The following is a 13,830-nucleotide window of genomic DNA, read 5'->3' as shown; positions in this document are numbered from 1 at the left end:
ATGGGAATGTATGCTGGATATAAACGGCTCTCCTAATAAGGAGAGCTTTTTATTATTATAGATAGACAATTGCATTCAATAACTAGTTTTTGTCCATAATGAAAGCGAATGAAAGATAACTTTTTTAAACACAAACATACATACTAATGAAATCAATTAAGGGTGAAAAAATGGGAAAATATCAAATAATAGCAACTGCGGCCATGGGGCTGGAGGCTTTAGTTGCCAAAGAAGTCCGAGCATTGGGATATGAATGTGAAGTTGAAAATGGAAAGGTCACCTACACAGGGGATGAATCTGCGATCGCACGTAGTAATTTATGGCTTCGAACAGCAGATAGAATAAAGATAAAGGTCGGAGAATTTAAGGCGTACACCTTTGATGAACTATTTGAAAAAACTAAGGCACTTCCATGGGAGAAATTCTTACCTGAGGATGCTGAATTTCCTGTGGTTGGTAAATCCGTTAAGTCAAAGCTTTTCAGTGTTTCAGATTGCCAGGCAATTGTTAAAAAAGCTGTTGTGGAACGGATGAAACAACACTATAAGCGAAGTACATGGTTTGAAGAAAACGGTGCTTATTTTCGCATCGAAGTGGCATTACTAAAAGACGTTGCAACTATAACCATTGACACGAGTGGTCAAGGGCTGCATAAACGCGGTTATCGAGTGGATCAAGGTGAGGCACCCCTAAAGGAAACTCTGGCAGCTGCACTGGTTCTACTCACTAATTGGAAAGCAGACCGTCCCTTTATGGACCCTTTCTGTGGTTCTGGAACGATACCGATTGAAGCAGCAATGATCGGGCAAAATATTGCTCCAGGCTTTAATAGGGAATTTGTATCGGAACGCTGGAATTGGATCCCAGCGCAAGTTTGGGATGACGCTAGAAATGAAGCGGAGGACTTAGCAAATTACGATCAGCCATTAGATATTTTAGGGACAGATATTGACCATAGAATGGTGAAAATTGCCCAAGATAATGCTTTTGAGGCTGGATTTGGGGACTTGATCCAATTTAAACAAATGCAGGTTAAAGACATTTCTACAAATAAGCAATACGGTGTCATTGTTGGGAATCCCCCTTATGGTGAAAGACTCGGGGAGAAAAAAGCAGTCGAACAGATGTATAAGGAAATGGGCGTTGCATTCAATGCACTTGATACATGGTCTAAATATATCTTAACTTCTAACGAGCAGTTCGAACAATTTTATGGTAAACCCGCGACAAAAAAGCGAAAACTCTTTAACGGCTTTATTCGTACGGATCTTTATCAATATTGGGGAAAGAAACCTCCTCGTCAAGATGATTTAAATCAAGATAAGTAATTCGAATGAATCATTATTTTTGTTGGATTATATGAAAGTTTTTTGGGGAGGGTACCATGCAAAAACGCATGCCATTTGAGATTGCAAAAACTGAGTCCTTTTATGAAAAATTGGGTGAATGGATCGGGGACTTATTCTATGATATATTGCCCGAAGCAGGATTCGAATTAAGAGATGAACAAATATATATGGCATTTCAACTTGAAAATGCCTTCAAAGATAAAAAAGTGATGTTTGCTGAAGCAGGAGTTGGAACGGGGAAAACAATTGTTTACTTGCTTTATGCGATCATGTATGCACGCTATACGAATCGCCCAGCTGTCATTGCTTGTGCAGATGAGACTTTAATTGAGCAATTGGTGAAAAAAGAGGGAGATATCGCAAAGTTGGAGAAGGTTCTTGGACTAGATATCGATGTCCGCTTGGCTAAATCTCGAGATCAGTATCTCTGTTTAAAAAAGCTGGATCAAACGAAGAACAATGATTACTCCGATGAGATTGCAAGTATATATGAAAACCTGCCTGATTTCGTGCATACTGTTGGCTCCATGCAAACCTTTGAAAAATATGGCGACAGAAGGGACTATCCAACTTTATCTGATGAGATGTGGAGTGAAGTTAGCTGGGATGCTGTCCAGGATTGTTTTTCTTGTGAGAAGCGGCACCGCTGTGGGCTGACCTTGCACAGAGAGTATTACCGCCACTCTGAGGATTTAATTATCTGTTCCCATGATTTCTATATGGAGCATGTTTGGACAAAAGAATCGAGAAAACGTGAAGGACAGCTGCCGTTATTACCCGAACATTCTTCCGTTGTTTTTGACGAAGGACACCTTCTTGAATATGCGGCACAGAAAGCTTTAAGCTATCGTTTTACGGATTATACCTTAGAAACACTGCTCACAAGACTAATGGAAAATGAAGTCCGTGAAAAGACCTTATATACAATAGAAGAAGCTTTATTAGATAATGAAGCATTTTTCGATGGTATTTCACAGTTCTCCTCACTTTCACAGGGATCTGAAAAACAAATGATTACTAAGCACCCACTAGTATTGAAGACATGCAGGAAACTTCTGACCACTCTTCAATCATTAGAAGAGGAATTAGTATTTGAAAGTGAGCTATATGTAATTAATGAGTACGATTTGAAAATTGTTGAGGAATACTTGGAACAAATCACTTATTCTTTATCACTTTTTCTTCAGGAGTTAAATGGAATTACTTGGTTCGAAGAAAAAGGGGGAGAACGGACACTAGTTATTATGCCAAAAATGGTTGAAGAAGTAATGCGGGAAGAAGTGTTCACACAGAAAAAACCGTTTATTTTCTCGTCTGCAACGCTTGCAAATCAAAAATCCTTCGATTATATTTCAGCAAGTCTTGGTGTTGATGACTATCTATCATTCTCAGTGTCATCTCCTTTTGATTATGAGAATAAGATGGACCTTTACCTGCCTGCCTTTAAACATGCAGACCTGGACGGAAAAATTGCCTATATTTTAAAGGGAATTCGAGAATCAGAGGGACGAGCCTTAATTCTTCTCAATAATAAAGAGGAGTTAGCGTATCTTAAGAAAAATCTTTCTGGAGAAGTCCCATACCCTATTTATTTTGAAGGCGATGAAGAAATAAGCACACTTGTTTCTAAATTTCAGAATGAAGAACATGCAATTCTTTGTTCGATCCATCTGTGGGAAGGTTTAGATATTCCAGGGAGATCGCTTGAAAATGTGATGATCTTTTCGCTTCCATTTCCACCGAATGATCCTGTCTTTACGGCAAAAAAGGCGGGCGTAGATAACCCGTTTGCCGAGGTTGAATTACCTTATATGCTCCTTCGCTTACGTCAAGGTGTGGGACGCTTGATTCGGAGTGAAAAGGATAACGGGGCGGTCCATATTTTTGTAAATGAAAATATCGACCCAGATGTATTAGAGAGGGTTAAAGAAGTTTTGCCTACTGAACCTAAAGCATAATAAAAAACGGAAGCACCGTAAAGGGTGCTTCCGTTTTCATATATTACCTGCCTAATAATTTGAGTCCTTCAGGGGTCATTTTATCTGGAGACCATGCTGGTTCCCAAACCAGATTAACATCTACTTTATTTGTTTCTTCAATCCCTTCAACACTATAACGCACCCCGCTTGTTATGCTGTCATGGAGAGGGCAGCCTGGTGTAGTTAACGTCATCGTAATCGTAACATCATTTGATCCTGTAATCTCAATATTATAAATTAAGCCGAGGTCGACTACATTTATGTTAAGCTCAGGATCGTTAACACTTTTTAACGCACTAATAATTTTTTCTTTGATATTCATCATAAACACCTCATTATTTTTTTAAAACTCGAAGGATACTGAATGCAATAATAATAAATACAATCGACAGGATGGTCTGACCGACATTAAACAGAACAGTTATATGAAAAGTTAAGGCACAAAAGACAGCCAGAATCGCAAAAATAAATATTGAAAACAAGGGGGTAACAATTTTTTCATTCATCAATTCTTTTAAAGAAGGGACCTTGCTTTTTCCTATTTCCTTACTATATTTATAGGTCCACCATAGAAATGGAACGATTTTATATAAATAACTAACAATACTTAAGACGACCCAGAGTAATAAATAGGCGTAAACAAGTGCTCCTATAAGGCTCGTGAATTGGTGATTCCACAGCATGATAAATGCAGCCAAATGAATCAAATTTCCTAATCCAATCGCAACTAGCGCAAACGTAAATGGTTTATCTAACGTTTTTTTTAATCGTTTTTTGATAATAAGGCTAATATGCCAGCTAAAAATAGTAAAACCAACGAAGAGTAAAAAGAATCCTATTTTCAATAGCAGACTATTATTGGTAAAGAATGCAATCAGTGATAGGACAAGACCAGAAATATAAAACGCAAATACATATTTTGCTTGGACCATCGGAAAACCATGGGATAAGGAAAACATCGGCACCATCTTGTAAGAGAATCCGAAAATTAATAGTGTAAACCAGCCCGTAATCCCCATTAGCAAATGAGCTTTAAAGATGGATTGATAATATTCACCAGCAAAACCCGTTTTTAAGCAATATATTAGGGTAATCCCTAAGGAAATGGTAATGAATAAACAAACTAGCGCTGAACCTACAAAAGCAGTAAGAATAGTTGGCTTTGCTTGTGATTTAAGGGTCATAAACATTTGGAATAAGAACATTAAGATCCCAAGCAGCATGAGGATGCCAGGCAGCATCGCATTTTGCGGCGACCAATATAACATCCCTGAAAATGAAACAATTCCCATGGCTGTTACGAAGAATTGAATAAACCCGAATTTTTCATTCCATATTTTAGTTAGGAAAGCAACTGGTACCAATTGATACATAGATCCCATGGCCGCCATTAATGACCAGCCTAAAACTAATAAATGGGCTGAAGACCAGATGACAGGAATTCTAAAATTCCCTGAAGTCATTAATTGACCATTGATTAATAGTAAAATTTGTGAACCTACTAATGCAATTAAACTAAACAAAATAAATGAAAATGGAAGTTTAATATTTGTTTCACTTCCCAAATTTTGAGGAAGCATGATCATTCACCCCGCTTACCGGAAGATTTCAATTTTAAAACTTCCGTCACTTTGTTGTTCTGTTCGTTGTTGATAACCCAATTCCTCAAGTTGCTCATAAAGAAACATGGGTCTTCTATCATTTATGATTGTTAATGTTTCATTTTCTCCTAGTGTTTCCAAGGCAGCTAAGGTTCTCATCATTGGTTGTGGCGGTTCTAAACCGCGATTATCTAAAATCATACTATTTCCCCTTCTTCCTTAAGCTTTCTTTGTGAAAGTTACTTTCCAATGCTTCTTATCAATTTCTTTCTCCTCGTGGGTGAAGCCTTTTGCTTTTAATACCGTGAAGAGTGGTACAGGTTTAAAGGGGGCATGAAGGATAAAAATATCATTTCCCTTTAACTCCTTAATTGCCTCCATAATTTTTTGGAAGGGTTCAATTTTATTCTTTAAATCTTCTCGTACATCTAGTTCAATAATTCTCCGCTCCATTGTATTTACAACTCCTTTTTATATAATCGAGATCAATTTATTAATAGAACAATTCCTGTTGAAGTGCTTCCCGGTCGATTAGATAAAAACCTTCTTCATCAAGCGTAATAAAGTTTTTCTTTTTCACTTGATTAATAGTTCTACTTACCGTTTCTCTTGAAGTACCAATCATATTAGCTAATTCACGATTGGTGAACTGTGTGGTGAGTCTATAACGACCATCAACCATTTCGCCATTAGATTTACAAAGTCTAATTAGTAGTAAAATAATTTGTTCAAAAGTATTATGGAGTACTTGTGCTTCTAATCTTCCTTGCAAATCTACTATTTTTTCCCCCAATACTTTAAAGAGTTTAATGCAAAGCTCTGGGTAGGTAATAAGGATTTCTTCAAACATATCAATCGGAATGATAATAAGGTTAGCCTCATCCATTACTTCAGCATGGGCTGGAAAATTTCCCTTTCTGAAAAATCCTGCATGTGGAAACATTTCGCCAGGCTCAAGGACGGAAATTAGTTGTTCTTTACCTGATAAGTCTGTTTTGCAAATCTTAATCTTCCCACTATGAATAAAAAAGACTCGGTCAAGTGGATCCTCCTGCATAAAAACATACATCTTTTGTTTATAAAAACGAGTTTGTGCAATCTTTACGATTGGCTCTAGTTCTTCTGCTGACAGTTCTTTAAAGATAGGGACAACAGATAATCTTTTAATTATGTCCTCTTGCCTCATTAACATCACCTTCGTATTAGTAAATATGATTTAGTTAGATTGTATCAATGTTTTACCTGTCATAATGTGACCTCCATCATAGTTAGCTAGTTTTTATGAAAATTATTCTCAGTTAAACAGGTGTGTGGGAAATATCACAGGAAAACAATGAAATGGTTCACTTTGTGTCAAACTTGTGAAAGTTACAATACGAAAGGTATTGAAACATGAAAGGATGAAGGGTTATGGAAATACAACGAGGAATACCACCAAAAAAAGTGGTGAAGACGAATAAAAATGCATTACTGAAATCAATATTAGTGATCACGATATTACTCAGCTTCACTGTTTTACTAGTTGGGGGGTATTGGATTTTTAAAGAACAGGCACCAAGACCAGTCGAAGTAACCAATGAAAAAGGTGAAGTTCTATTTACAAAGGATTCCATTATGGGTGGACAGGCCGTTTTTCAGAAGTATGGATTAATGGATTATGGTACCGTTTTAGGCCACGGTTCATATATGGGTCCTGACTATACGGCGGAAGCATTAAAGCTATATACAGAGGGAATGCAAGACTTTAAGGCAAATGAACAATATAGTAAAGACTTTGCTTCTTTAAATGATGATGAAAAATCAGTAATTAAAAATAAAGTAATCAAAGAAATGCGGAAAAACCGTTATGACTCAAGCAGCGATACAATGAAGTTAACAAATGCACAGGCGTTTGGACTTGAAAGAGTTAGAGAGTACTATAAAGAGGTATTCACTAAAGGTGACGGCTGGGGATTAAAGCCAAACCTAATTAAAGAAGGCGACATGCCTAAAACAAATCGTGCTTATGTTGCATCAGGCGACCAAATCACTCAAATATCAGATTTCTTCTTCTGGACTGCCTGGCTTTCGAGTACAGTCCGTGAAGGTGATAAAATTACTTATACGAATAATTGGCCATATTATGAAGACGCGGGCAACCAATTATCCTTTTCAGCAGTTTGGTGGAGCGGGGCCAGCATTACATTATTTGTATTAATGGTAGGAATTATCCTGTTTGTGTTCTACCGTTATAATTTTGGTATGCAGGAAGCGTATAAGGAAGGTAATTTTCCACGTATTGATCTACGGAAAATGCCAGTAACAAGCTCACAAGTGAAAACAGGGAAATACTTTGTGATTGTTGCTGCTTTATTCTTTGTACAGTGTATGTTTGGGGCCTTACTTGCTCACTATTATATCGAACCAGATAGCTTCTTCGGAATGAAGTGGATTCATGATATTCTTCCATTTAATATTTCAAAAGGTTACCACTTGCAGCTGGCTATCTTCTGGATTGCAACAGCATGGCTTGGAATGGGAATCTATGTTGCACCGCTTGTTGGCGGATATGAACCTAAGAAACAAGGTCTATTAGTAGATATTTTATTTTGGGCATTGGTTGTTCTTGTTGCCGGTAGTATGGTTGGAGAATGGCTTGGTGCAAATGGTTATTTAGGAAACAAGTGGTTCTTATTTGGTCATACAGGTTGGGAATATATTGAACTAGGGCGTGTTTGGCAGCTTATACTTATTGTTGGGATGCTTATCTGGCTGTTTATCGTTTATCGAGGAGTTAGGGCAGGTCTTAAGCGAGAAACAGATAAAGGCGGATTGATTCACCTATTATTCTACTCAGCTATTGCTGTACCAGCTTTCTATATTTTTGCCTTATTCATCAACCCAGGAACCAGCTTTACATTTGCCGATTACTGGCGCTGGTGGATTATCCACTTATGGGTAGAAGGTATTTTTGAAGTGTTTGCAGTTGTAGTTATTGGTTTCTTATTAGTTCAACTTGGGCTAGTAACGAAAAAATCTACCGTAAGACAACTTTATTTCCAATTGATCCTGCTCTTGGGCAGTGGGGTAATCGGAATCGGACACCATTATTACTACAATGGTTCTGCAGAAATTTGGCTGTCTCTTGGCGCTGTCTTCTCTGCATTAGAAGTTATTCCGTTAACATTGTTAATCCTTGAAGCATATGAGCAATACAAAATGATGCGTGAGGGTGGAGTGAATTTCCCTTACAAAGGAACATTCTGGTTCTTAATCTCAGTTGCCATTTGGAACTTATTTGGTGCAGGTGTGCTTGGATTCTTAATTAACTTACCTGCAGTCAGCTATTTCGAACACGGACAATTCTTAACCCCAGCACACGGCCATGGTTCGATGATGGGTGTGTACGGTATGTTCGCATGTGCAGTACTCCTTTATTCATTAAGAAACATTGTGAAACCAGAAGCATGGAATGATAAATGGATTAAAATCAGCTGTATCCTGTTAAACGTTGGACTTGCAGGAATGGTATTCCTATCATTACTTCCAGTTGGTTTCATCCAAATTAAAGAAGCATTTAATCATGGATATGCTGCTTCTCGTTCAGCATCTTTCCTACAAAAGGATATTGTTGAATCATTATTAACTTGGCGCGCGGTGCCTGACACCATTTTCTTAATTGGTGTAGTAATATTGTTAGTATTCTGTATTAAAGCACTCTTTAATTTACGGAAGCCAACCCACAAAGAAGGAGAAAAACTTCCAGTTAAGGATTTATCTATGGATGAAGATTAATAGTAAAAGATCCGCAAAGGTCAGCTTTGCGGATTTTCTTTGCTCTTTTTCTCAAAACACTCAAAACAATAGAGCTCTTTCTCTTCTGTATGGATCCCGTTAAAAAAACCATCCAAACAATAGATTTCTTTACTACAGCATGTGCACTTTCCAATGAGTTCCTTCATTGTCATCCCCCCGTATAAGCAAAATCATGTTTTTGGTGTGATACCTCTCACTAAGTTTTCATACAGGTTTCAATATAATAAAAGAGAAGTTAACAAAATAATAGGAGTGATAATAATGCAAACATACGCAAAAGTTATCAATGTACCAGACTTCCCGCCACGCGAGAAACATCCTACCATTTTTAATGGCTTTGACGAACTAGCATCTGGTGAAACTATGATGATTGTCAATGACCATGATCCAAGACCATTATTGTATCAATTCATGATGGAAAGACCGGAGCAATTTTCTTGGGAGTACCTTGAAGAAGGTCCAGAAACTTGGAGGGTAGCTATTGCTAAAAAGTAATTCCATTAAAATTTAATTCAATTAATCTTGGTTTACTTAACCATCACTAAATTTTCCAATCTATTTATTTTCCAGGATTCATCCTCTTTTCCCTATATTTCTATTTTACAACAGAATTTCTTTCTGTTGTTTTTTTATTCCCATGGAAACAGCCATTCACCTATTTTTCTGAATAATGTGTTAAAATTTAAATGGGAATCTGAAGGGGGATATTGAATGAATAAGGTACTACTAGAAAAAGAGTTTATGGAATATGTGAAAAAAATGTCAGCATATAATGAAGCATTAGGATTAATTTATTGGGATTTAAGGACAGGGGCTCCGAAACAAGGGGTGGAGCAACGGTCTGAAGTGATTGGAATGCTTTCCTCCGAAGTATTTAAAATGTCAACCTCCGAGGAAATGGCAGCATACATAGCAAATTTAGGAAAACTGCCATTGTCCGAAAGAACTAGAAAAATTCTCGACGAATGCAAAAAAGAATATGAACGAAATAAAAGAATCCCCGCTGAAGAGTATAAAGCGTTTGTCATTCTCCAATCTAAGGCCGAGAGTGTTTGGGAGGAAGCGAAAGAACATTCGGATTTTTCGATGTTTAGTCCTTACTTAGAAAAACTGGTTGCTATGACTAAGAAGTTCGTTAGCTACTGGGGACATGAAAAAAATAAATACGACGTATTATTAGATATGTATGAGCCAGGCATGACGATGAATGTATTAGATCAAGTGTTTGGTGAACTAAGAGAGAAAATTGTACCTTTAGTTAAACAAATTTCAGAGTCGTCACATAAACCTAAAACTGACTTTCTGTTTAAAAAATTCCCTAAGGAAAATCAACGTGAACTGAGTTTAAAAATTCTCGAAAAAATGGGTTATAATTTTAAAGCAGGCCGTCTGGATGAAACGGTTCATCCTTTTGCAACAGGATTAAACCCTGGTGATGTTCGTGTGACCACCAATTATAATGAAAACGACTTCCGGACCGCCGTTTTTGGTACGATACATGAAGGCGGTCATGCTTTATATGAACAGAATATTTCCAAATATTTAATTGGTACACCGCTTTGCACGGGAACCTCTATGGGAATTCATGAGTCGCAGTCCCTTTTTTATGAGAATATTTTGGGAAGAAGCTTTTCATTTTGGAAAAATAATTACCAGCTGCTGAAGGACTATGCAACTGGACAATTTGACCAAGTGGAAATTGAGGATTTTTATCGCGCAATTAATGAATCTAAACCATCATTCATAAGAATTGAAGCGGACGAACTAACATATCCGCTCCATGTGATCATCCGTTATGAAATTGAAAAAGGGTTATTTAATGATGAAATTGATGTGAAGGACCTACCAAAGATATGGAATGATAAATATGAAGAATATTTAGGTATTCGTCCTGAAAATGATGCATTGGGTGTACTGCAGGATGTCCACTGGGCAGGAGGCAGCTTTGGGTACTTTCCTTCTTATGCCTTAGGGTATATGTATGCAGCCCAATTTAAGCAGAAAATGGTCGAAGATCTTCCAAACTTTAATCAATTAGTAGAAGAAGGGAACCTTATTCCGATTAAAGAATGGCTAACAGCTAATATTCATCGATATGGTAAAATGAAAAAACCGCTTGAAATCCTACAGGATGTTACCGGTGAGGGCCTTAATCCCAAATATTTAATTGATTATCTGTATGAAAAGTTTGGAAAGGTATATAGATTAAATAAATAAGAAAAGGCTTCAATCGAAAAGATTGAAGCCTTCTTACTCACCATTTACTCCAGGTCTGGAAGCCTTTTGAGCCCGGAGGGGAATTTTGAATAATATCAATAAATGGAATGGTGTAAGCGAAAAGAATTAGGGCTGCAGCAATTCCTAGCCATAATTTCCAGTTTTCAAAGACCAGTGGTGCTTTTTCTTCAAGATTCTCTGCCACTGCTACAGGGAATTCTTCTTCCCCTTTAGGAGCAAAGAACGCAAGATTGATGAAAATGATAATCACTAGGATAATTCCTAGGAAAAGAATTGTTCCACCCACTGCTTGTGCAATTTGATATGGAATCCATTCAGCTGCTTGTTTGGCACCACCGTAAGTAGAGAAAGCAGAACGTCTCGGTCCGCCTAAAAGGCCTTGGAAGTGCATGGCACCCGACATGAAGGCCATTCCAATGAACCATACCCATGCTTGGATGATCCCTAATTTATTCATAGCCTTTGTTAATTTCCGGCCGGTTAAATGAGGAACCAGCCAATAAGAAATTCCAAAGAAGGTTAAGACAACGGATGTAGCAGCCGTTAAATGGAAGTGACCTGTTACCCAGATGGTGTTATGCACCACTTGGTCCATTTGGTTGGAAGCGTTAATGATACCACCAGCACCAGCAGGAATAAATGAAGCCATACCAATAAACGGAACGGTAAACCTAGCATCGCCCCATGGCAGAACTTTAATCCAGCCAAAAAGGCCTGTTGCTCCTTTTGAGCGACCATATCTTTCAAATGTAGCAAATAACGAGAAAGCAGTCATTAACGATGGAATAATAACCATGAATGTTAAGATAACCTGTAAGAACTTCCAAGCAGGGTCAATCCCTGGTTCTGTTAATTGGTGGTGAAAACCAACCGGAATCGAGAAGAGCAAGAACAAAATAAATGACAAGCGTGCTAATGAATCGGAGAAAATTTTCCCGCCGATGATTTTCGGGATAATCGCATACCAGCACATGTACGCAGGTAACAACCAGAAATAAACAAGTGGGTGACCAAAATACCAAAATAAAGTCCGGCTTACTAATACATCGACAGTATCTACTAATCCAAGCGACCAAGGAAGTAATTGGAATAAAACCGTAGCTGCTACACCTAATGTAGCAATAATCCACATAACAGTATTAATAACAGCCATAAAACTCAATAATGGACTTGGCTGACCTTGGTTGTTTTTCCGCCATTTTGCATATGTCATAATTTGAGCTGAACCATCAATCCAACTGCCAACCACTACAAAAGTTAATCCTAAGTAAAAAATCCAATGTGCTTTAAGTGGAGCATAAAAAGTGTAAAGAACGGATGCTTCTTTAAGTAGAACCATGGTTGCAGCCATTAAGGTTCCTACTAACATCATCCAAAAACCGATCCAGCCTGTTCGGCGGGCAGCATTTGAATGACCGCCAGTGGTTCTGCTTACGGCAGCATATTGAAATCCCATAATAAAAAAAGTTGTTAAAACTAAGCCCATTAACACACCATGGACGGTTAGGATTTGGTAATAATCAATTCCCCATGGAAGCTCCCATTTCCCGGAACGGACAAGGGTTTGTAATAGCCCCATTAAACCACCAAGTGCAAGAGCAGAGAAGGCGACAAAAAAATGCGCCATTGAAAGCTTTGCATCACGCGGGTCTACTTTTACTTTCGTTGTTATGGAGTTAGCCATTATTTTTTCACCTCAATCATCGAACTCATTAAATGGTGTCCAGCACCACAATATTCGTTACATACAATTAAATATTCGCCTGCCTTATCAAACGTTGTCGTATATTCACTGACATAACCAGGCTCTAGCATCATGTTAATATTTGTTCCAGCGACCTCAAAGCCGTGGACGACGTCTTTTGTTGTAGCAATAACTTTCACCTTTGCTCCAAGTGGTACTTCCACTTTTACAGGATTATAGGAGAAAGCCGAAGCAACATAGACTAATTCATAATCCCAATCTTTGCCTTCAACCTTATGTAATCCTGGTTTATCAAATGGTTTTGTTTGATCGACCTTATCTACATTAATCGTCGTTAAACAGCTTGGCGGCTTGTTTCCAAGATAGAACGCGCTTACACCTACAGTTGTTAAAAAAACAACCAAAGCGCCAATGCCAAAAGTAAGCCAAATTTTCTCGAATTTATGCATATGCATAATTTTTTCCCCCTTCAATCATTAAAAACGTTCAACAAACAAGTAATAGACACTTACCCAAGTGACAACAATAAAAGCTCCTAATAAGAAAACGGACGCTAATGTCCCTTTAAGAGAAGAGCTGTCTTCCATTTCTGTTTTATTGTTTGTTTTAAGTTCCGCCTTCGCCATCCCCCGCACTCCCTTCAGAGTAATAAAATAAATGATTAGTTCTCTTTCATAATACAAAACAATTGTGATGAAAAAACAACAAACTTCACAATTCACAAATTGTTCATTCCTTAGGTATCTACTATGTTAATATTATAAAATTGATGTAACAGTGATTTATATCACAATAACCCAGGGGTATTTGTGAATAAAATGTGAACTATCACACTTCCCCTGTGATTTAAGTAATTGAATAATCCTTCTCAAAAGATAAAAGACAACTTTTTGGAATCAATGTCACACTCTAGGAGTTCGAAAATATGATAGTAATAAATCTTATTTTCCTCCAGAAAAGAGTGGATTTTTGTGGAAAAATATTATTGTGATCGATGTCGTCTTTTGTATGATAGTATTGAAATTTGTAAAGTCTGTGGAACGGTAGTAAAAAATAAAATTAAGATTGAAGTTCAAAAACAACCTGATAAAAAATAATTTGAGAGAAGTATAATACTTGCTATATATAAAGAAAGTTGAAATTGGAAAACATTAGCTAATGAA

The 13,830-nt window shown here is 37.4% G+C and carries 14 protein-coding genes; 5 read left to right on the top strand and 9 right to left on the bottom strand.

The window, feature by feature from the left end; genetic code table 11:
- The first annotated feature begins 170 nt into the window (after window positions 1-170).
- Together FS608_RS01210 and FS608_RS01205 are read left to right on the top strand one after the other, a co-directional pair.
- Window positions 171-1,328, top strand: coding sequence for a THUMP domain-containing class I SAM-dependent RNA methyltransferase (locus FS608_RS01210; protein ID WP_144547950.1), 1,158 nt, complete (start codon window positions 171-173; stop codon window positions 1,326-1,328).
- 56 nt (window positions 1,329-1,384) lie between these two features.
- A complete protein-coding gene (locus FS608_RS01205) occupies window positions 1,385-3,307 on the top strand; it encodes an ATP-dependent DNA helicase (RefSeq protein WP_144547384.1) in 1,923 nt (640 codons plus the stop codon).
- A 43-nt stretch (window positions 3,308-3,350) separates the two neighbouring features.
- Here the strand turns inward: FS608_RS01205 and FS608_RS01200 are convergent, their stop codons facing one another.
- The 5 genes from FS608_RS01200 to FS608_RS01180 are packed head-to-tail and all read right to left on the bottom strand — an operon-like array spanning window position 3,351 to window position 6,115.
- On the bottom strand, window positions 3,351-3,650 hold the full coding sequence (locus FS608_RS01200; RefSeq protein WP_144547382.1) for a metal-sulfur cluster assembly factor: 300 nt from the start codon (window positions 3,648-3,650) through the stop codon (window positions 3,351-3,353).
- 13 nt (window positions 3,651-3,663) lie between these two features.
- Entirely contained in the window at window positions 3,664-4,908 is a 1,245-nt protein-coding gene (locus FS608_RS01195; RefSeq protein WP_144547380.1) for a hypothetical protein, read from the bottom strand.
- Between the two features lie 15 nt (window positions 4,909-4,923).
- Complete coding sequence (locus FS608_RS01190) at window positions 4,924-5,130, bottom strand: DUF2249 domain-containing protein (protein ID WP_098571185.1); 207 nt, start codon at window positions 5,128-5,130, stop codon at window positions 4,924-4,926.
- Between the two features lie 18 nt (window positions 5,131-5,148).
- Window positions 5,149-5,382 (bottom strand): DUF2249 domain-containing protein, encoded by a 234-nt coding sequence (locus FS608_RS01185; protein WP_144547378.1) that lies wholly within the window; start codon window positions 5,380-5,382, stop codon window positions 5,149-5,151.
- A gap of 40 nt (window positions 5,383-5,422) precedes the next feature.
- Window positions 5,423-6,115, bottom strand: coding sequence for a Crp/Fnr family transcriptional regulator (locus FS608_RS01180; protein ID WP_144547376.1), 693 nt, complete (start codon window positions 6,113-6,115; stop codon window positions 5,423-5,425).
- Between the two features lie 224 nt (window positions 6,116-6,339).
- On the opposite strand from FS608_RS01180, the gene FS608_RS01175 reads away from it, so the two are divergent.
- On the top strand, window positions 6,340-8,703 hold the full coding sequence (locus FS608_RS01175; RefSeq protein ID WP_144547374.1) for a nitric-oxide reductase large subunit: 2,364 nt from the start codon (window positions 6,340-6,342) through the stop codon (window positions 8,701-8,703).
- A gap of 20 nt (window positions 8,704-8,723) precedes the next feature.
- Here the strand turns inward: FS608_RS01175 and FS608_RS30030 are convergent, their stop codons facing one another.
- Window positions 8,724-8,870 carry a hypothetical protein gene (locus FS608_RS30030; protein WP_186328567.1) on the bottom strand — a complete coding sequence of 49 codons (147 nt, stop codon included), beginning with the start codon at window positions 8,868-8,870 and terminating at the stop codon, window positions 8,724-8,726.
- A 115-nt stretch (window positions 8,871-8,985) separates the two neighbouring features.
- Between FS608_RS30030 and FS608_RS01170 the strand changes: the two genes are divergently transcribed.
- Together FS608_RS01170 and FS608_RS01165 are read left to right on the top strand one after the other, a co-directional pair.
- Window positions 8,986-9,219 (top strand): DUF2249 domain-containing protein, encoded by a 234-nt coding sequence (locus FS608_RS01170; RefSeq protein WP_098571189.1) that lies wholly within the window; start codon window positions 8,986-8,988, stop codon window positions 9,217-9,219.
- A 216-nt stretch (window positions 9,220-9,435) separates the two neighbouring features.
- Window positions 9,436-10,941, top strand: coding sequence for a carboxypeptidase M32 (locus FS608_RS01165; protein WP_144547372.1), 1,506 nt, complete (start codon window positions 9,436-9,438; stop codon window positions 10,939-10,941).
- A 37-nt stretch (window positions 10,942-10,978) separates the two neighbouring features.
- Here the strand turns inward: FS608_RS01165 and FS608_RS01160 are convergent, their stop codons facing one another.
- From FS608_RS01160 to FS608_RS01150, 3 genes are read right to left on the bottom strand one after another with little or no spacing between them, the layout of a single operon-like run.
- Window positions 10,979-12,646, bottom strand: a complete 1,668-nt coding sequence (locus FS608_RS01160) for a b(o/a)3-type cytochrome-c oxidase subunit 1 (RefSeq protein WP_144547370.1) — start codon at window positions 12,644-12,646, stop codon at window positions 10,979-10,981.
- The gene (locus FS608_RS01155; protein ID WP_026563869.1) at window positions 12,646-13,122 is read right to left on the bottom strand and encodes a cytochrome c oxidase subunit II; all 477 of its coding nucleotides are present in this window, start codon (window positions 13,120-13,122) and stop codon (window positions 12,646-12,648) included. Before FS608_RS01155 ends, FS608_RS01160 begins: the two co-directional genes overlap by 1 nt.
- A 21-nt stretch (window positions 13,123-13,143) precedes the next feature.
- A complete protein-coding gene (locus FS608_RS01150; protein WP_144547368.1) occupies window positions 13,144-13,293 on the bottom strand; it encodes a cytochrome c oxidase subunit 2A in 150 nt (49 codons plus the stop codon).
- Window positions 13,294-13,830 lie beyond the last annotated feature (537 nt).

Source organism: Bacillus sp. X1(2014), assembly GCF_007678255.1.
Note: the sequence above shows the minus strand (reverse complement) of the source record. Positions and strands in the feature narration are given on the sequence as shown.

Excerpts from the sequence above, each read along its gene's own strand:
- FS608_RS01160 (WP_144547370.1), bottom strand. The coding sequence starts at position 12,646 with ATGGCTAACTCCATAACAACGAAAGTAAAAGTAGACCCGCGTGATGCA.
- FS608_RS01155 (WP_026563869.1), bottom strand. The coding sequence starts at position 13,122 with ATGCATATGCATAAATTCGAGAAAATTTGGCTTACTTTTGGCATTGGC.
- FS608_RS01205 (WP_144547384.1), top strand. The coding sequence starts at position 1,385 with ATGCAAAAACGCATGCCATTTGAGATTGCAAAAACTGAGTCCTTTTAT.
- FS608_RS30030 (WP_186328567.1), bottom strand. The coding sequence starts at position 8,870 with ATGAAGGAACTCATTGGAAAGTGCACATGCTGTAGTAAAGAAATCTAT.
- FS608_RS01165 (WP_144547372.1), top strand. The coding sequence starts at position 9,436 with ATGAATAAGGTACTACTAGAAAAAGAGTTTATGGAATATGTGAAAAAA.
- FS608_RS01150 (WP_144547368.1), bottom strand. The coding sequence starts at position 13,293 with ATGGCGAAGGCGGAACTTAAAACAAACAATAAAACAGAAATGGAAGAC.
- FS608_RS01175 (WP_144547374.1), top strand. The coding sequence starts at position 6,340 with ATGGAAATACAACGAGGAATACCACCAAAAAAAGTGGTGAAGACGAAT.
- FS608_RS01170 (WP_098571189.1), top strand. The coding sequence starts at position 8,986 with ATGCAAACATACGCAAAAGTTATCAATGTACCAGACTTCCCGCCACGC.
- FS608_RS01180 (WP_144547376.1), bottom strand. The coding sequence starts at position 6,115 with ATGAGGCAAGAGGACATAATTAAAAGATTATCTGTTGTCCCTATCTTT.
- FS608_RS01190 (WP_098571185.1), bottom strand. The coding sequence starts at position 5,130 with ATGATTTTAGATAATCGCGGTTTAGAACCGCCACAACCAATGATGAGA.
- FS608_RS01195 (WP_144547380.1), bottom strand. The coding sequence starts at position 4,908 with ATGCTTCCTCAAAATTTGGGAAGTGAAACAAATATTAAACTTCCATTT.
- FS608_RS01185 (WP_144547378.1), bottom strand. The coding sequence starts at position 5,382 with ATGGAGCGGAGAATTATTGAACTAGATGTACGAGAAGATTTAAAGAAT.
- FS608_RS01200 (WP_144547382.1), bottom strand. The coding sequence starts at position 3,650 with ATGAATATCAAAGAAAAAATTATTAGTGCGTTAAAAAGTGTTAACGAT.
- FS608_RS01210 (WP_144547950.1), top strand. The coding sequence starts at position 171 with ATGGGAAAATATCAAATAATAGCAACTGCGGCCATGGGGCTGGAGGCT.